The sequence below is a fragment of the Streptomyces sp. NBC_00286 genome (assembly GCF_036173125.1).
GTDB lineage: Bacteria > Actinomycetota > Actinomycetes > Streptomycetales > Streptomycetaceae > Streptomyces.
Map to the genome: position 1 here is coordinate 8,153,193 of NZ_CP108054.1, position 18,184 is coordinate 8,171,376.

General features: G+C 65.4%; 12 protein-coding genes, 3 rRNA genes and 2 pseudogenes. 12 read left to right on the forward strand and 5 right to left on the reverse strand.

From position 1 onward, the window contains the following. Positions 1 to 41: 41 nt before the first annotated feature. The 3 genes from OHT21_RS36910 to OHT21_RS36920 all read left to right on the forward strand — a co-directional run bounded on the left by OHT21_RS36910 (position 42) and on the right by OHT21_RS36920 (position 2,247). On the forward strand, positions 42 to 1,187 hold the full coding sequence (locus OHT21_RS36910; RefSeq protein WP_328772615.1) for a GAF domain-containing sensor histidine kinase: 1,146 nt from the start codon (positions 42 to 44) through the stop codon (positions 1,185 to 1,187). After that, a complete protein-coding gene (locus tag OHT21_RS36915) occupies positions 1,180 to 1,821 on the forward strand; it encodes a response regulator transcription factor (RefSeq protein WP_328772616.1) in 642 nt (213 codons plus the stop codon). Before OHT21_RS36910 ends, OHT21_RS36915 begins: the two co-directional genes overlap by 8 nt. Positions 1,822 to 2,004: 183 nt before the next feature. Continuing rightward, entirely contained in the window at positions 2,005 to 2,247 is a 243-nt protein-coding gene (locus tag OHT21_RS36920) for a chaplin (RefSeq protein WP_328772617.1), read from the forward strand. A 332-nt stretch (positions 2,248 to 2,579) separates the two neighbouring features. Here OHT21_RS36920 and OHT21_RS36925 read toward each other — a convergent pair whose 3' ends face one another. Beyond that, positions 2,580 to 3,359: a hypothetical protein gene (locus OHT21_RS36925; RefSeq protein WP_328772618.1), complete on the reverse strand. Its 780-nt coding sequence runs from the start codon at positions 3,357 to 3,359 to the stop codon at positions 2,580 to 2,582. A 121-nt stretch (positions 3,360 to 3,480) separates the two neighbouring features. Here OHT21_RS36925 and OHT21_RS36930 point away from each other — a divergent pair. The 3 genes and pseudogenes from OHT21_RS36930 to OHT21_RS36940 all read left to right on the forward strand — a co-directional run. Then, positions 3,481 to 4,005 (forward strand): annotated as a pseudogene (locus tag OHT21_RS36930) (ABC transporter ATP-binding protein); the annotation flags it as partial. A 339-nt stretch (positions 4,006 to 4,344) separates the two neighbouring features. Next, positions 4,345 to 4,776 carry an NfeD family protein gene (locus OHT21_RS36935; RefSeq protein ID WP_328772619.1) on the forward strand — a complete coding sequence of 144 codons (432 nt, stop codon included), beginning with the start codon at positions 4,345 to 4,347 and terminating at the stop codon, positions 4,774 to 4,776. Positions 4,777 to 4,907: 131 nt separating this feature from the next. After that, positions 4,908 to 5,843 carry an SPFH domain-containing protein gene (locus OHT21_RS36940; protein ID WP_189324539.1) on the forward strand — a complete coding sequence of 312 codons (936 nt, stop codon included), beginning with the start codon at positions 4,908 to 4,910 and terminating at the stop codon, positions 5,841 to 5,843. Positions 5,844 to 5,913: 70 nt separating this feature from the next. Here OHT21_RS36940 and OHT21_RS36945 read toward each other — a convergent pair whose 3' ends face one another. The 3 genes from OHT21_RS36945 to OHT21_RS36955 form a co-directional block, all read right to left on the reverse strand. Continuing rightward, the gene (locus OHT21_RS36945) at positions 5,914 to 6,420 is read right to left on the reverse strand and encodes an HNH endonuclease (protein ID WP_189324540.1); all 507 of its coding nucleotides are present in this window, start codon (positions 6,418 to 6,420) and stop codon (positions 5,914 to 5,916) included. A gap of 145 nt (positions 6,421 to 6,565) precedes the next feature. Further along, the gene (locus OHT21_RS36950; RefSeq protein WP_328772620.1) at positions 6,566 to 7,105 is read right to left on the reverse strand and encodes a YbhB/YbcL family Raf kinase inhibitor-like protein; all 540 of its coding nucleotides are present in this window, start codon (positions 7,103 to 7,105) and stop codon (positions 6,566 to 6,568) included. A gap of 47 nt (positions 7,106 to 7,152) precedes the next feature. After that, positions 7,153 to 7,938, reverse strand: coding sequence for a sporulation protein (locus tag OHT21_RS36955; protein WP_328772621.1), 786 nt, complete (start codon positions 7,936 to 7,938; stop codon positions 7,153 to 7,155). Between the two features lie 172 nt (positions 7,939 to 8,110). On the opposite strand from OHT21_RS36955, the gene OHT21_RS36960 reads away from it, so the two are divergent. The 6 genes and pseudogenes from OHT21_RS36960 (at position 8,111) to OHT21_RS36985 (ending at position 16,786) form a co-directional block, all read left to right on the forward strand. Further along, complete coding sequence (locus tag OHT21_RS36960) at positions 8,111 to 8,752, forward strand: DNA-3-methyladenine glycosylase (protein ID WP_328772622.1); 642 nt, start codon at positions 8,111 to 8,113, stop codon at positions 8,750 to 8,752. Between the two features lie 525 nt (positions 8,753 to 9,277). Next, a 16S ribosomal RNA gene (locus OHT21_RS36965) occupies positions 9,278 to 10,805 on the forward strand. A gap of 320 nt (positions 10,806 to 11,125) precedes the next feature. Then, positions 11,126 to 14,250: ribosomal RNA gene (locus OHT21_RS36970) — 23S ribosomal RNA — on the forward strand. Positions 14,251 to 14,355: 105 nt separating this feature from the next. Continuing rightward, positions 14,356 to 14,472: ribosomal RNA gene (gene rrf, locus OHT21_RS36975) — 5S ribosomal RNA — on the forward strand. The 16S, 23S and 5S rRNA genes sit together here, the layout of an rRNA operon. A 637-nt stretch (positions 14,473 to 15,109) precedes the next feature. Beyond that, a pseudogene (locus tag OHT21_RS44855) lies at positions 15,110 to 15,670 on the forward strand (hypothetical protein); the annotation flags it as partial. A gap of 270 nt (positions 15,671 to 15,940) precedes the next feature. Beyond that, positions 15,941 to 16,786 (forward strand): tetratricopeptide repeat protein, encoded by an 846-nt coding sequence (locus OHT21_RS36985; RefSeq protein WP_328774361.1) that lies wholly within the window; start codon positions 15,941 to 15,943, stop codon positions 16,784 to 16,786. 64 nt (positions 16,787 to 16,850) lie between these two features. On the opposite strand, the gene OHT21_RS36990 is transcribed toward OHT21_RS36985, so the two are convergent. Beyond that, positions 16,851 to 18,137 carry a DUF1015 domain-containing protein gene (locus tag OHT21_RS36990; RefSeq protein ID WP_328772623.1) on the reverse strand — a complete coding sequence of 429 codons (1,287 nt, stop codon included), beginning with the start codon at positions 18,135 to 18,137 and terminating at the stop codon, positions 16,851 to 16,853. Positions 18,138 to 18,184: the final 47 nt, after the last annotated feature.

Genomic DNA, 18,184 nt, shown 5'->3' on the forward strand with positions numbered 1-18,184 from the left:
GTCCGATACGGACTGTCACACCCGGCGGGTACGTTGAAGTCATGAGTCAAGGACCCAGGTCGGGCCTGGCCGCGGTGAGTTCCGCGCTGCTGGCCATGAGCAGGCATCTCGAGGTGCGCGACGTCCTCAAGACGATCGTCGCCTCGGCCCGCGAACTGCTCGACGCCGAGTACGCGGCGCTCGGAGTCCCCGACGACCACGGTGGTTTCGCTCAGTTCGTGGTGGACGGCGTCAGCGACGCCCAGTGGAAGGCCATCGGCCCGCTGCCGCGCCAGCACGGCATCCTGGCCTCGATGCTCCACGAGGCCAGGCCCGAGCGCCTCGCCGATGTGCGCAAGGACCCCCGCTTCGAGGGCTGGCCGAGCGCCCACCCGGAGCTCGCCGACTTCCTCGGGCTGCCCATCCGCGACGGCGACGAGGTCATCGGCATCCTCTTCCTCGCCAACAAGGAGTGCCCGAAACCACAAGGGGGCTGCGGCTTCACCGAGGAGGACGAGGAACTCCTGTCGATCCTCGCCCAGCACGCCGCGATCGCGCTGACCAACGCCCGCCTGTACGAGCGCAGCCGCGAACTCACCATCGCCGAGGAGCGCTCCCGCCTCGCGCACGAACTGCACGACGCCGTCAGCCAGAAACTGTTCTCCCTGCGCCTCACCGCCCAGGCCGCGGCCACCCTCGTCGACCGCGACCCCGGCAGGGCCAAGGGCGAACTCCAGCAGGTGGCCGCCCTCGCCGCGGAGGCCGCCGACGAACTGCGCGCCGCCGTCATCGAGTTGCGCCCCGCGGCCCTCGACGAGGACGGCCTGGCGGCCACGCTGCGCACCCAGATCCAGGTCCTCGACCGTGCCCACGCCGCACGCGTGACCTTCACCGGCCGAGGCGTACGCGCCCTGCCCTCCGCCCAGGAGGAGGCCATCCTGCGCGTCGCCCAGGAGGCCCTGCACAACGCGCTGCGGCACTCCGGAGCGGCACATGTCGACGTCACCCTCGACAAGCGCGGCCCGGGAGCGGCCCTCCGCGTCACCGACGACGGCAGCGGATTCGACCCCCAGGCGATACGACGCGCGGGACGCCACCTCGGCCTGGTGTCCATGCGCGACAGAGCGAGCGGAGTCGGCGGCCGGCTGACCGTGGAATCGGCGCCCGGAAAAGGCACCACGATCGAGATGGAGGTCCCCGGTGGCTGACGCAATCAAGGTGCTGCTCGTCGACGACCACCAAGTGGTACGCCGCGGACTGCGCACCTTCCTGGAGATACAGGACGACATCGAGGTCGTGGGAGAGGCGTCCGACGGCGAAGAAGGAGTGGCCCGGGCCGAGGAGTTGAAGCCCGACATCGTCCTCATGGACGTCAAGATGCCCGGCATGGACGGCGTCGCCGCCCTGCGCAGGCTGCGCGAACTCGACAACCCCGCGCGCGTGCTCATCGTCACCAGCTTCACCGAGCAGCGCACGGTCGTTCCGGCCCTGCGCGCGGGCGCCGCCGGATATGTCTACAAGGACGTGGACCCCGACGCCCTGGCCGGAGCCATCCGCTCCGTCCATGCGGGACACATCCTTCTGCAACCCGAGGTGGCCGAGGCGCTGCTGTCCCAGGAGGACTCCAACTTCGGCCAGGGGAGAGGCGGTTCACTCACCGAGCGGGAGCAGGAGGTACTCGGCCTGATCGCCGACGGCCGCTCCAACCGCGAGATAGCCCGCGCCCTCGTCCTCTCCGAGAAGACGGTCAAGACACACGTCTCGAACATCTTGATGAAGCTCGACCTCGCCGACCGCACCCAGGCCGCCCTGTGGGCCGTACGCCATGGGGTGACCGGCTGATTCCCGCTCCGGCACGCTTACTTGACGATTCCCTGACGACAATATGGAGGGTTCCGTTCCGGGCAGAGATTCATACCGTCGTGGGAATGTCCCCCAGATGGCGCATCCTCCGGCGATCAGACGCGTTCTCCAGTGCGTGCTGCGGCGCCTGCCGCAGTGACCACAAGGGAGGGCTTGAGAAAAGTGAAGAACCTGAAGAAGGCCGCAGCCGTCACGATGATGGCCGGTGGCCTGGTTGCCGCCGGTGCCGGCTTCGCGTCCGCCACCGACGCGCACGCCTCCGGCCAGGCCGTCGGCTCGCCGGGCATCGCCTCGGGCAACCTCATCCAGGCCCCGGTAGACGTCGACTCGAACGTGGTCGGCAACACCGCGAACGTCGTAGGCGTCCTGAACCCGGCCTTCGCCAACGACGGCTTCAACGGCTGACACCCACCAGGGCCACCAGCGACCACCGGCCTCCCAGGCGCTCCTGGGGGGCCGGTCCGCGTTGACCTCCGGCCTGTCGGGCTTGGGGCGCGACCAGCCATCCCAGGGGCGCGGGGAACTGCGCGATCAACCACGACGAACCCGCGGCGTCGAACGCACCCCAGCCATCCCAGGGGCGCGGGGAACTGCGCGATCAACCACGACGGACCCGCGGCGTCGAACGCACCCCAGCCATCCCAGGGGCGCGAGCCTGTATCGGTGTGCGGCTCCGCCGCGTGGGCGCGACAAGTCCCAACGAACCCGCAGCTTCAACCCGCACCACCAGCGGAGCGCTACCGCAAACGTTCCTCAACGAACGCGTTATAAGCCGCAACCTGCGCCCGCCGAGCCGTCCGCTCCACCGGCCGCAACGCATCAGCCCGAGCCGCCATCTCCGAGGCACTCACCGCCCCACCGTGGCCGTTCTCATACGCCACCGAAATGAGCATCCCCACCCGCTGCGCCAGCTCCAACACCCGTACCGCCCGCGGCGGATACCCAGGAGCCAGCACCTCACCACCCCGCTCGGCGCGAGCCCGATACGCATCGATCGCCGCCTCCGCAACCGGCCCCGAAGCGGCCACATCAAGCCGCGCCAGCACGTCCGTGGCGTCGCGCAACGCCTCCGCCAACTCCCGCTCGGCCTCACCGAGAGACGGCACATCGGCGGGCGGCGCCTCCCGCACCGCCAGACAGTGCCAGATGACCTCCACATGTACGTCGCCTTCAGGACCCGCCTCGAACACCTCGGGCACCAGCCCCAGCGCGGCGCCATGACAGACGACCGCCTCCTCCGCGTCCAACGCCCGCGCGTTGAACTCCGGCGGCCCGCTCAGCCCGAGCGGATGCCCCGGCGCGGGCAGCGCGACCCGAAGCCCGGTCACCCCGAGCCCACGCAGCCGCCCCAACGCAAGCGTGAGCCCGACGGGCCCCGTCTCCCCGGGGAGCCCCTCGACCCGGTGCACGGCATCCTCACCGACGACGGCGACGACCGCGTCGTCCGGCGAAACAAATCCGGCCAACAGGGCATTTCCCCATGCGGCCAGCCGTCCTGAACGTGGTTCCGAGAGCATGCCCCCACCCTAAGGACCGGCCGATGGAAGGGTGCCATGGACCGGTGGCGTAGGTTTTCCCTGGGGGCTGCGTCCACAGACGTAAGCGACGGCCGAGACTGCAATGGGAGACAGCGCGCTCATGAGCGATGTTCTGGAGCTGGAGGACGTATCCGTGGTCCGGGAGGGCCGGGCTCTGGTGGACCAGGTCTCCTGGTCGGTCAAAGAAGGAGAGCGCTGGGTCATCCTCGGTCCGAATGGTGCCGGAAAAACGACCCTTCTGAACATCGCGTCCAGCTATCTCTTCCCCAGCAGTGGCACCGCGACCATCCTCGGCGACACCCTCGGCAAGGTCGACGTCTTCGAACTGCGCCCCCGCATCGGCATGGCCGGCATCGCCATGGCGGAGAAGCTTCCCAAGCGCCAGACGGTCCTGCAGACCGTACTGACCGCCGCGTACGGCATGACCGCCGGCTGGCACGAGGACTACGAGGACATCGACGAACAGCGCGCCCGCGCCTTCCTCGACCGCCTCGGCATGACCGAATACGTGGACCGCAAGTTCGGCACGCTCTCCGAGGGCGAGCGCAAGCGCACCCTGATCGCCCGCGCCCTGATGACCGACCCCGAACTGCTGCTCCTCGACGAGCCCGCCGCGGGCCTCGACCTCGGCGGCCGCGAGGACCTCGTACGCCGTCTCGGTCGTCTCGCCCGCGACCCGATCGCCCCCTCCATGATCATGGTTACGCACCATGTCGAGGAGATCGCCCCGGGCTTCACCCACGTCCTGATGATCCGTCAGGGCAAGGTGCTCGCCGCGGGCCCGCTGGAGCTCGAACTCACCTCCCGCAACCTGTCGTTGTGCTTCGGCCTCCCACTCGTCGTCGAGCAGGTCGGCGACCGCTGGACGGCACAGGGCCTGCCCCTGTCGTAACGGGCTCGAACGCCTGTGCCAAGTTGATCGGCGCCCTGTCGGCGACCCGACCTGCGGTCCTACCATGACCACGTGGACGACATCGACGCATGGGTGTGGTGGTTGATCGGCGCGGCCGGGCTAGGAATCCCGCTCGTCGTGACCGCGATGCCGGAGTTCGGAATGCTCGCCGTCGGCGCCGTGGCGGGCGCCCTGACCGCGGGACTCGGGGGCGGTGTGGTCCTCCAGGTCCTGGTCTTCATCGCGGTCTCGGTCGCGCTCATCGCCGTCGTACGCCCCATCGCGGCCCGACATCGCGCCCAGATGCCCCAACTCGCCACGGGCATAGACGCGTTGAAGGGCAAACAGGCCGTCGTCCTGGAGCGGGTCGACAGCTCAGGAGGGCGGGTCAAGCTCGGCGGAGAAGTCTGGTCCGCGCGTGCCCTCGACACCGGACGGGCCTACGAAGTCGGCCAGGAGGTCGATGTCGTGGACATCGAAGGTGCCACGGCGATCGTCATGTGACGTCACGCGGGGTCGCATGGCCGGAACGCTGCACGTGGAGAGTTGTGGTCTGACACACTCGTCCAGCAAGATCTTCAACAATCACAAGATCTTCCGGAACGCCGAGGCGGAGAAGGGTACGGGGAGCCACGATGGAACCGATCATCATCGTCCTGATCATTCTGGTGGTGTTGGTCTTCATCGCGCTGATCAAAACCATCCAAGTCATCCCACAGGCCAGCGCCGCCATCGTCGAGCGCTTCGGCCGCTACACGCGCACACTCAACGCGGGCCTGAACATCGTCGTCCCGTTCATCGACTCGATCCGCAACCGCATCGACCTCCGTGAACAGGTCGTCCCCTTCCCGCCGCAACCGGTGATCACCCAGGACAACCTGGTCGTCAACATCGACACGGTCATCTACTACCAGGTCACCGACGCCCGAGCCGCCACGTACGAAGTCGCCAGCTATATCCAGGCGATCGAGCAGCTCACCGTCACCACCCTCCGCAACATCATCGGCGGCATGGACCTGGAGCGGACCCTGACCTCCCGCGAGGAGATCAACGCGGCGCTGCGCGGCGTCCTCGACGAGGCAACCGGCAAGTGGGGCATCCGCGTCAACCGCGTCGAGCTCAAGGCCATCGAACCGCCCACCTCCATCCAGGACTCGATGGAGAAGCAGATGCGCGCCGACCGCGACAAGCGCGCCGCGATCCTCACCGCCGAAGGTATCCGCCAGTCCGCCATCCTCACCGCCGAAGGTGAGAAGCAGTCCGCGATCCTGCGCGCCGAAGGTGAGGCCAGGGCCGCCGCACTGCGCGCCGAGGGCGAGGCCCAGGCGATCCGTACGGTCTTCGAGTCCATCCACGCCGGCGACGCGGACCAGAAGCTCCTCGCCTACCAGTACCTCCAGATGCTCCCGAAGATCGCCGAGGGCGACGCCAACAAGCTCTGGATCGTCCCCAGCGAAATCGGCGACGCACTCAAGGGCTTGAGCGGCGCCATGGGCAACTTCGGCCCGATGGGCGGCAATTCGTCCGGCGGAGGCACAGAGCGCCTCGAGAAGCCAACGGTCACCGACTGAAGTCGCACCAAGTCGTACGCAGCTGAAGGGGCCCACCTCCCACAGGAGGCGGGCCCCAGTCACGTACGACCTATGCGGCGGGCTGAGCCAGCCACTCCGGCAGCGCGTCGAACTCGTCCCGGCCCAGTGCCAGCAGCATCGCGTCGGCCGGCGTCGGCTCGAACGGCTCCCGCAGCAGCGGCATACCCGCCTGCTCCGGAGTCCGGTTCGCCTTGCGGTGGTTGTCCTCCGCACAGGAAGCCACGGTGTTCAGCCAGGAGTCCCTACCACCCTGTGCCCGCGGCACCACATGGTCCACGGTCGTCGCCCGCCTGCCGCAGTACGCGCACCTGTGCCGGTCACGCACCAGAACACCCCGCCTGGACCAAGGAGCTTGTCTTCGAAAGGGCACCCTCACATAGCGGCACAGCCTGATCACCCGGGGCGCCGGTATATCGACCACGGCTCCGCGCATACGCAGTTCGGGGTGGGCCTGCTCGACGACAGCCTTGTCCTGCAGCACCAGAACGACGGCTCGATTCAACGTCACCGTCGACAGCGGCTCGAAGCTCGCGTTCAGCACCAGCGTGTCCCGCATCCAGCCCACCTCCTATGTGCACCGGCCCACCCCCTGGCGGGCTTGGATCAACTCTGGCCGGGCACGCCGAGATGGACAACGCAATAAAAAATGCCCGCCTCTGATCAATTCCAAGACCAGAGGCGGGCAAACGTTCCGTGAACGCTCAGCTCTCCGCGGGCGCCGCGTACTCGGCGATGAGCTGCGCCCTCGCCAGCGTATGGAAACGCAAGTTGAAGCCCACGAAAGCCGGAGTGGCTTCCGCGTCAGGACCGAGCTTCTCCTGATCCACCGCGTACACGGTGAATACGTAACGGTGCGCCGGGTCTCCGGGCGGCGGCGCGGCACCACCGAAGTCCTTCGTCCCGTAGTCGTTACGCGCCTGCACCGCGCCCTCCGGCAACCCCTCGAACTTGCCGCTGCCCGCACCCGCCGGCAACTCGGTGACCGAGGCCGGGATGTCGAACAGGACCCAGTGCCAGAACCCGCTCCCCGTAGGGGCATCGGGGTCGAAGCACGTCACGGCGAAGCTCTTGGTCTCCGGCGGGAAGCCCTCCCAGCGCAGCTGCGGCGAGGTGTTCCCGGCCGCGTAGACCTGAGCGTCCTTCAGCACCGCGCCCGGCTCGACGTCCTCGCTCGTCACCGCGAACGACGGCACGGTCGGATGGAAGTCATGGGGAAGCGGCGGCCTCTTGGACTCGGTCACCTCGGCACCTCCTGATCGGTTCCTTCAGTTGATCCCGAGCCTAGGCCCTAGAACCAGTTGCGCTTCGAGCCGACCTCGGACAGCCACTGGTTGAGGTACGCCGCCCAGTCGGTCCCCTGGAAGTCGTTCAGCCCCACCTTGAACGACCGGAACGTGTCGCTGCTCTCACTGAACAGACCCGGCTTCTTGTCCATCTCCAGGACGACGTCCATCTCGCGCTGATCCGCGACGAAGCTCAACTCGACCTGGTTGAGACCGCGGTACTGCTGCGGCGGGAAGAACTCGATCTCCTGGTAGAACGGCAGCTTCTGCCGCGTACCCCGGATGTGACCGCGCTCCATGTCCGCGCTCTTGAACCGGAAGCCCAGCTGAATGAAGGCGTCCAGAATCGCCTGCTGAGCCGGCAGCGGATGCACACTGATCGGGTCCAGGTCACCGGAGTCCACGGCACGCGCGATCTCGAGCTCCGTGTACACACCGATGTTCATCCCGCGCAGCGGCTGACCGTCAATGATCGTGATCGGCGTCTCCCACGGGATCTCCAGCCCGAACGGCACCGCGTGCACCGCGTTCGCCTGCAACTCGAAGGCACCGCCGAGCCGCAGCTTCGCGAACTCCATGTTCTGCTGGTGCTCCTGGTCGTCGTGACCCTCTACTTCGACCCGGGCCTGCAGCCCGACGGAAAGCCCCTCGATCTCCTGCTTCACGGACCCGCCCTGGATCCGCACCTCACCCTGAACGACGCCACCGGGAACGACATTCACCTCGGTCAGTACCGTCTCGACCGAAGCCCCACCGGCCCCAAGGCTCGCAAGCAGCCGCTTGAACCCCATGTCTTTTCCTCCTCAGGCAACGCCTGTCTCTGTCCGGTTCTTGATCCCTACACACGCGATCCGGCCGTGTCCGGTTCCGCACCCTCTCACCCTGGCAAGCCCCACCCTGGCAAGACGGCAGTTCCCTGACCACCCCGCTCACCGTCACACGTTTCCACTACGCTCGTACGCCATGATCGCGGCCCCCGACCGTACGCCCCTGCCCCGGGAGTTCTTCGACCGCCCCGTCCTGGACGTCGCCCCCGACCTCCTGGGACGCATCCTCGTGCGCACCACCCCAGACGGACCGATCGCGCTCCGCCTCACGGAGGTCGAGGCCTACGACGGTCCCAACGACCCCGGCTCGCATGCGTATCGGGGCCGCACCGCCCGCAACGACGTGATGTTCGGTCCGCCCGGCCATGTGTACGTCTACTTCACCTATGGCATGTGGCACTGCATGAACCTGGTGTGCGGTCCGGAGGGCAGGGCAAGCGCAGTCCTGCTCCGCGCCGGAGAGATCACCGAGGGTGTAGAACTCGCTCGCAAACGTCGACTTTCGGCCCGATACGACAAGGAACTGGCCAAAGGCCCCGCCCGCCTGGCCACGGCTCTGGGGGTCGACAGAGCCCTGGACGGTACGGACGCCTGCGCCCCCGAGGGCTCCCCGTTGACGCTGCTCACCGGCATACCCGTACGCCCCGACCAGGTGCGTAACGGTCCCCGCACCGGCGTGGCCGGCGACGGAGGCGTCCACCCCTGGCGCTTCTGGGTCGCCGACGACCCGACGGTGAGCCCTTACCGGGCCCATACGCCCCGTCGTCGCCGAACTTGACGCGTTCGTGGGCGGTCCGTAATGTAGCCCGAGCCGCTTGAACCGGGTACGGCGTTCAGCCAGCAGCCGGAAGCGGCCAACCCACTACCTACGATCTCCTCTCAGCGAGGGCGATTTCGTCACGCCTGTGTGCCGTAATTCGAACTCGCGGGACTCGATTATGAGTTGCCGGGGAGGATCGGTTAACGTAGTGAATGTCGAAAGGCCGCGAGGGAGACCTTGGAGCCTAATGGCAAATCCCCTCCGACGGGGAATCGGATCCGAAAGGATCTGGTAACGTTGGAAACACCGAAGGGAAGCCCGGAGGAAAGCCCGCGAGGGTGAGTACAAAGGAAGCGTCCGTTCCTTGAGAACTCAACAGCGTGCCAAAAATCAACGCCAGATATGTTGATACCCCGTCTCCGGCCATTCGGTCGGGAACGAGGTTCCTTTGAAGAAAACACAGCGAGGACGCTGTGAACCCTTCCGTTCATTCCGCGGAGGGTTCCGCTCTCGTGGTGTCACCCCGGATATCCGGGTGAAGCATTCACGGAGAGTTTGATCCTGGCTCAGGACGAACGCTGGCGGCGTGCTTAACACATGCAAGTCGAACGATGAACCACTTCGGTGGGGATTAGTGGCGAACGGGTGAGTAACACGTGGGCAATCTGCCCTTCACTCTGGGACAAGCCCTGGAAACGGGGTCTAATACCGGATAACACTTCCACTCTCCTGAGTGGAGGTTAAAAGCTCCGGCGGTGAAGGATGAGCCCGCGGCCTATCAGCTTGTTGGTGAGGTAATGGCTCACCAAGGCGACGACGGGTAGCCGGCCTGAGAGGGCGACCGGCCACACTGGGACTGAGACACGGCCCAGACTCCTACGGGAGGCAGCAGTGGGGAATATTGCACAATGGGCGCAAGCCTGATGCAGCGACGCCGCGTGGGGGATGACGGCCTTCGGGTTGTAAACCCCTTTCAGCAGGGAAGAAGCGCAAGTGACGGTACCTGCAGAAGAAGCGCCGGCTAACTACGTGCCAGCAGCCGCGGTAATACGTAGGGCGCAAGCGTTGTCCGGAATTATTGGGCGTAAAGAGCTCGTAGGCGGCTTGTCGCGTCGGTTGTGAAAGCCCGGGGCTTAACCCCGGGTCTGCAGTCGATACGGGCAGGCTAGAGTTCGGTAGGGGAGATCGGAATTCCTGGTGTAGCGGTGAAATGCGCAGATATCAGGAGGAACACCGGTGGCGAAGGCGGATCTCTGGGCCGATACTGACGCTGAGGAGCGAAAGCGTGGGGAGCGAACAGGATTAGATACCCTGGTAGTCCACGCCGTAAACGGTGGGCACTAGGTGTGGGCAACATTCCACGTTGTCCGTGCCGCAGCTAACGCATTAAGTGCCCCGCCTGGGGAGTACGGCCGCAAGGCTAAAACTCAAAGGAATTGACGGGGGCCCGCACAAGCAGCGGAGCATGTGGCTTAATTCGACGCAACGCGAAGAACCTTACCAAGGCTTGACATACGCCGGAAAGCATCAGAGATGGTGCCCCCCTTGTGGTCGGTGTACAGGTGGTGCATGGCTGTCGTCAGCTCGTGTCGTGAGATGTTGGGTTAAGTCCCGCAACGAGCGCAACCCTTGTCCCGTGTTGCCAGCAACCTCTTCGGAGGGTTGGGGACTCACGGGAGACCGCCGGGGTCAACTCGGAGGAAGGTGGGGACGACGTCAAGTCATCATGCCCCTTATGTCTTGGGCTGCACACGTGCTACAATGGCCGGTACAATGAGCTGCGATACCGCAAGGTGGAGCGAATCTCAAAAAGCCGGTCTCAGTTCGGATTGGGGTCTGCAACTCGACCCCATGAAGTCGGAGTTGCTAGTAATCGCAGATCAGCAGTGCTGCGGTGAATACGTTCCCGGGCCTTGTACACACCGCCCGTCACGTCACGAAAGTCGGTAACACCCGAAGCCCGTGGCCCAACCAGCTTGTCTGGAGGGAGCGGTCGAAGGTGGGACTGGCGATTGGGACGAAGTCGTAACAAGGTAGCCGTACCGGAAGGTGCGGCTGGATCACCTCCTTTCTAAGGAGCACCTGGCCGCCAAGCCTTGCTTGGTGGTCCAGAGCCACTACGCAGGCACACGTCCTGCGGTGGTCAGCTCATGGGTGGAACGTTGATTAATCGGCCTGGTCACGGGTCGGAGGCTGCCAGTACTGCTCTTCGGAGCGTGGAACGCATGATCTTCGGACGGGACCTGGTCGGGCACGCTGTTGGGTGTCTGAGGGCACGGGTGATGAGCCTGGTGTCTTCGGTGCCGGCCCCAGTGAACTCGAACCGGATGGTTCGGGGTGGTGGGTGGTTGGTCGTTGTTTGAGAACTGCACAGTGGACGCGAGTATCTGTGGCCAAGTTTTTAAGGGCGCACGGTGGATGCCTTGGTACCAGGAACCGATGAAGGACGTGGGAGGCCGCGATAGTCCCCGGGGAGCCGTCAACCAGGCTGTGATCCGGGGGTTTCCGAATGGGGAAACCCGGCAGTCGTCATGGGCTGTCACCCACTGCTGAACACATAGGCGGTGTGGAGGGAACGCGGGGAAGTGAAACATCTCAGTACCCGCAGGAAGAGAAAACAACCGTGATTCCGGGAGTAGTGGCGAGCGAAACCGGATGAGGCTAAACCGTATACGTGTGAGACCCGGCAGGGGTTGCGTGTACGGGGTTGTGGGATCTCTCTTTCACGGTCTGCCGGCCGTGAGACGAGTCAGAAATCGTTGATGTAGGCGAAGGACATGCGAAAGGTCCGGCGTAGAGGGTAAGACCCCCGTAGTCGAAACGTCAGCGACTCGTTTGAGAGACACCCAAGTAGCACGGGGCCCGAGAAATCCCGTGTGAATCTGGCGGGACCACCCGCTAAGCCTAAATATTCCCTGGTGACCGATAGCGGATAGTACCGTGAGGGAATGGTGAAAAGTACCCCGGGAGGGGAGTGAAATAGTACCTGAAACCGTGTGCCTACAAGCCGTGGGAGCGTCGCACATCAAGCTTGCTTGGTGTGTCGTGACTGCGTGCCTTTTGAAGAATGAGCCTGCGAGTTTGCGGTGTGTTGCGAGGTTAACCCGTGTGGGGGAGCCGTAGCGAAAGCGAGTCCGAACAGGGCGATTCAGTAGCGCGCTCAAGACCCGAAGCGGAGTGATCTAGCCATGGGCAGGCTGAAGCGCGGGTAAGACCGTGTGGAGGGCCGAACCCACCAGGGTTGAAAACCTGGGGGATGACCTGTGGTTAGGGGTGAAAGGCCAATCAAACTCCGTGATAGCTGGTTCTCCCCGAAATGCATTTAGGTGCAGCGTCGTGTGTTTCTTGCCGGAGGTAGAGCACTGGATAGGCGATGGGCCCTACCGGGTTACTGACCTTAGCCAAACTCCGAATGCCGGTAAGTGAGAGCGCGGCAGTGAGACTGTGGGGGATAAGCTCCATGGTCGAGAGGGAAACAGCCCAGAGCATCGACTAAGGCCCCTAAGCGTACGCTAAGTGGGAAAGGATGTGGAGTCGCAGAGACAACCAGGAGGTTGGCTTAGAAGCAGCCATCCTTGAAAGAGTGCGTAATAGCTCACTGGTCAAGTGATTCCGCGCCGACAATGTAGCGGGGCTCAAGCGTACCGCCGAAGTCGTGTCATTGCGATATATACCTCTAACGGGGATCGTGATGGGTAGGGGAGCGTCGTGTGCCGGGTGAAGCAGCCGCGGAAGCGAGTTGTGGACGGTTCACGAGTGAGAATGCAGGCATGAGTAGCGATTCACACGTGGGAAACGTGTGCGCCGATTGACTAAGGGTTCCTGGGTCAAGCTGATCTGCCCAGGGTAAGTCGGGACCTAAGGCGAGGCCGACAGGCGTAGTCGATGGAGAACCGGTTGATATTCCGGTACCCGCTGTGAAGCGTCAAACATCGAATCCAGTGATGCTAAGCCCGTGAAGCCGCCCTGATCTCTTCGGAGTTGAGGGGAGTGGTGGAGCCGGTGACCCGATCTGGTAGTAGGTGAGTGATGGGGTGACGCAGGAAGGTAGTCCAGCCCGGGCGGTGGTTGTCCCGGGGTAAGGGTGTAGCCCGAACGATAGGCAAATCCGTCGTTCACCAAGGGTGAGACCTGATGCCGAGCCGATTGTGGTGAAGTGGATGATCCTATGCTGTCGAGAAAAGCCTCTAGCGAGTTTTATGGCGGCCCGTACCCTAAACCGACTCAGGTGGTCAGGTAGAGAATACCGAGGCGTTCGGGTGAACTATGGTTAAGGAACTCGGCAAAATGCCCCCGTAACTTCGGGAGAAGGGGGGCCATTCTTGGTGATCCGTTTTACACGGTGAGCTGGGGGTGGCCGCAGAGACCAGCGAGAAGCGACTGTTTACTAAAAACACAGGTCCGTGCGAAGCCGTAAGGCGAGGTATACGGACTGACGCCTGCCCGGTGCTGGAACGTTAAGGGGACCGGTTAGTCTAGTTTCGACTAGGCGAAGCTGAGAACTTAAGCGCCAGTAAACGGCGGTGGTAACTATAACCATCCTAAGGTAGCGAAATTCCTTGTCGGGTAAGTTCCGACCTGCACGAATGGCGTAACGACTTCTCGACTGTCTCAACCATAGGCCCGGTGAAATTGCACTACGAGTAAAGATGCTCGTTTCGCGCAGCAGGACGGAAAGACCCCGGGACCTTTACTACAGTTTGATATTGGTGTTCGGTTCGGCTTGTGTAGGATAGCTGGGAGACTGTGAACTTCGCACGCCAGTGCGGGGGGAGTCGTCGTTGAAATACCAGTCTGGTCGTGCTGGATGTCTAACCCGGGTCCGTGATCCGGATCGGGGACAGTGTCTGATGGGTAGTTTAACTGGGGCGGTTGCCTCCTAAAGAGTAACGGAGGCGCCCAAAGGTTCCCTCAGCCTGGTTGGCAATCAGGTGGTGAGTGTAAGTGCACAAGGGAGCTTGACTGTGAGACCGACGGGTCGAGCAGGGACGAAAGTCGGGACTAGTGATCCGGCGGTGGCTTGTGGAAGCGCCGTCGCTCAACGGATAAAAGGTACCCCGGGGATAACAGGCTGATCTTCCCCAAGAGTCCATATCGACGGGATGGTTTGGCACCTCGATGTCGGCTCGTCGCATCCTGGGGCTGGAGTCGGTCCCAAGGGTTGGGCTGTTCGCCCATTAAAGCGGTACGCGAGCTGGGTTTAGAACGTCGTGAGACAGTTCGGTCCCTATCCGCTGTGCGCGTAGGAGTCTTGAGAAGGGCTGTCCCTAGTACGAGAGGACCGGGACGGACGAACCTCTGGTGTGCCAGTTGTTCTGCCAAGGGCATGGCTGGTTGGCTACGTTCGGGAGGGATAACCGCTGAAAGCATCTAAGCGGGAAGCCTGCTTCGAGATGAGGACTCCCACCCCCATGAGGGGTTAAGGCTCCCAGGAGACTACTGGGTTGATAGGCCAGATCTGGAAGGCGGGTAACCGCTGGAGGTGACTGGTACTAATAGGCCGAGGGCTTGTCCTCAGATGCTCGCGTCCACTGTGTTGGTTCTGAGACAACGAACCGTTGTCGGCTTTGAGCAGAACATTTAACTGAAGAGTGTGCTTGTTCGCTCGAAACCATTAGGGTTTCGGTGGTCATAGCGTGAGGGAAACGCCCGGTTACATTCCGAACCCGGAAGCTAAGCCTTACAGCGCCGATGGTACTGCAGGGGGGACCCTGTGGGAGAGTAGGACACCGCCGAACAATCTTTGGAGGACCTTTGGTCCCAGCGACTTGCTGGGACCAAAGGTCCTTTTTTGTTTTTCCGAAGCGCGCGGGGTACTCGGCTGCGCGAGAATGACTTGCGGTACTTAAGACAGGAGTCACCATGTCCACCAACTCTCCCGACGAGCGACCGGAGCGCGATCAGCGCCGCCGGGACAGTGGTGACCGCGGCGGCTTCCGCGGGGGGCCGCGACGCGACAACGACCGTGGTGGCTACGGCCGACGCGATGACCGTCGTGACGACCGCCGTGGTGGCGGTGACCGTGGTGGTTCCCGTGGGGACGACGGTCGTGGTGGTCCTCGGCGTGAGGGCGACCGGCCGACGTATCGGCGTGACAGCAGCAGCGGTGGCGGTGACCGGCCGGCCTTCCGCCGTGACGACCGCCGGGGTGATGACCGCGGCGATCGCGGTGGCTTCCGCCGTGACGACAACCGTGGCGGTGGCGGCTTCCGGGGGCGTGACGATCGTGATCGTGGCGACCGTCCGGCGTTCCGTCGTGACGAACGTCCCGGTGGGCCGCGGCGCGATGACCGTCGTGACGACAGTCGTGGTGGCGGTGACCGCGATCGCGGTGGGTTCCGGCGGGATGACAACCGTGGTGAGCCTCGGCGTGACGGCGATCGGCCACCGTACCGTCGGGACGACCGTCGCGATGATGAGCGCGGAGGACTCCGTCGTGACGACCGCAGGGACGGCGACCGCGGTGGATACCGCCGCGATGAAGGTCGTAGTGGCGGAGATCGCGGTGGTTTCCGTCGGGACGACAGTCGTAGCGGCGGTGACCGTGGTGGGTTCCGTCGCGATGACAGTCGTGGTGGTGGCGACCGTGGTGGGTTCCGTCGGGACGACAGTCGTGGTGGCGGGGACCGGCCGGCCTTCCGGCGGGATGATCGCCGTGGTGAGGACCGTGGCGAGCGCGGTGGTTTCCGTCGGGATGAGAACCGTGGCGGAGGTTTCCGTCGCGACGAGCGGCGGAGCGATGATCGTGACCGTGGTGGGTTCCGGCGGTCGGAGGACCGTCCGGCTTTCCGTCGCGACGAGCGGCGCGATGACCGGCCGGGCGGTGAGCGTGGTGCTCCCCGGCGGGATGACCGGCGAAGCGACGATCGCGGTGGCTTCCGGCGTGATGAGCAGCGGCAGGGGGAGCGCGGCAGCTATGGGCGACGTGACGACCGGCGTGACAGTGAGCGCGGGGATCGCGGTGGATTCCGGCGGGACGACAGCCGGGGTGGCTTCCGTGGGCGGGACGAGCGTGGGCGGGACGAGCGTGGTGGGCGTGGGCCGCGGCGTGAGGACGAGCGTGGTGGGCGTGGGCCGCGGCGCGAGGACGAGCGTGGGCGGCCCGGTGGTTTCCGCGGGCGGGATGACCGGCGGGGCAGCGACGACCGGCGTGGTGGCGGGCGTTTCCGTGAGGAGCGGGAGCGGGATCGTGAGCCGATCAAGCGGCTGCCGATCCCCGAGGACGTCACCGGCGAGGAGATCGACAAGGACGTACGGCAGGAGCTGCAGAGCCTGCCGAAGGGGCTTGCCGAGGATGTCGCCAAGAACCTGGTGATGGTGGCCAGGCTTATCGACGAGGACCCAGAGGGAGCGTACGGCTACTCCAGGGTCGCGTTGCGGCTGGCGTCGCGTGTGGCCGCCGTGCGCGAGGCGGCCGGCTTCGCGGCGTATGCGAACCAGAAGTACAGCGAGGCGCTTGCCGAGTTCCGGGCCGCGCGGCGGATGACCGGGAACGTGGACCTGTGGCCCGTCATGGCGGACTGCGAGCGGGGTCTGGGACGGCCCGAGAAGGCCATGGAGATGGCCGGGGCGCCCGAGGTGCACAAGCTCGACAAGGCGGGGCAGGTCGAGATGCGGCTCGTGGCGGCCGGGGCGCGGCGCGACATGGGGCAGATCGATGCGGCCATCGTGACGCTGCAGAGCCCCGAGCTGGCCTCGAATTCGGTTCAGCCCTGGACGGCGCGGCTGCGCTATGCGTACGCCGACGCGCTGCTCGAGGCGGGGCGTGAGGACGAGGCGCGCGAGTGGTTCGCGAAGGCCGTCGAGTCCGACAAGGACGGCACCACGGACGCCTCGGACCGGCTCGCCGAGATGGACGGCGTCGAGTTCGTCGATGTCCTGGACGAGGACGCCCTCGACGAGAGCGCCGACGGTCCCGAGGACGAGGCCGTGGAGCAAGCGGCAGGGTCCTTCGACGCGCCGGCGCCTGAGCCGCTCGTGAACGACGCCGCGGACAAGGACGCTGAAGACGACAAGGACACACCAGACGACAGGGATGACCTGGACGACTGACGCCGGCACCAGAGGCGTACGCGCATATGGGCGGGATCCCTACGGGGACCCGCCCATACGTGTTTCAGCGCTCCAGCGCGCGCAGTACCAGGCCCGAGGCCGGCTTCGGGCCGAACGACGTCGACTTGCGGGGCATCGTGACGCCCAGGCCCGCCAGTTCGCGTACGACCTCCTCGCGGACCGGGTGCATCAGGACGGCCGTGGTGCCGTCGCGCTCGGCCTTGGCGACCGTGGCGGCGGTGTCGTGGATGTACGCGATGTGCTCGGGGACGTCCGGGATGCGCCAGATGTGGTCGAGGAGTGTGGCGTGCAGGACCGTCGCGTCGAGGGTGCGCCAGGCCTCCGGACGGTCGGCCGGGATCGTACGGGCGAGGAGGTCCGGGGAGGGGCGATCGACCAGGTGGAAGGCGCCATCGCCCGCAAGGAGGAAGGCATTTCCCTCGGCGGCCGCTACGGAGAGGGCCTCCAGGGCTTGGGGCAGGGGGCCTTGGACGGTGCGTACGCGGAAGGAGTCGCCGAGGGCGGACAGGGCCTCTGCGACGGGGAGGTGGTGCAGGAGGCGGTGGATCGCGCGGACGCGGAGCGGGTAGCGCGCGGTGTCGACCAGGAGCACCAAGCCGAAGTCCCAGGGGCTGGCGGAGGGGTGTTCGGCGCGCAGCCGCAGATACGTGGCCCAGCGGTGGTGGCCGTCCGCGATGAGGGCCTGGTGGCGGGCCAGGTCCTTCTGGATCGCGGTCAGGTCCTCGGGGTCGGTCACCGACCAGAGGCGGTGGCTGAAACCGTCCTCCGTGGTCGTGGCCAGGATCGGCGGATTCTGGGCGGTGCGTTCGATGACGGCGGTGGCGTCGGCGGAGTCGTTGCCGCGGTAGGTCAGGAGGAGGGGTTCGAGGTTCGCGGATGTGGCGCGCATCAGGTCCGCGCGGTCCTCGACGATGTGCGGCATGACGTCCTCGTGCGGCAGGACCACGCCCTCCGACGGCTCCGACAGGCGCAGGGCGCCTATGAGGCCGCGCTGGAGCATGCCGTCGCCGGCGCGCTGTTCGTAGACGTACAGGCCCGGTTCGGAGTCGGCGGTCAGGACGCCCTCGGCGAGCCAGCGTTGGAGGGTGTCCGCCGCCTTCTTGTTGCGGGCGGCGGGCGTGGCGGCCTGGGGGAGGATCAGGCGGACGATGTTGTGCGGGTCGGACGATTCGAGGTGGTGCAGTCCATCGGGGCGTACGACCACGTCGTACGGCGGGGAGGTTACGGCGGAGAGGCTGCCGACCCGGTCGGGGTCGTAGCGCAGGCCCCGGAACGGGGTGAGATCAAGGCCCATGGGTGCCGTTACGTCCGCGGGACCTGCAGTGTTCATTGGTGCATCGTAAGAGTGTCAGTGGCATGCGCGATGATCGGGGCAAT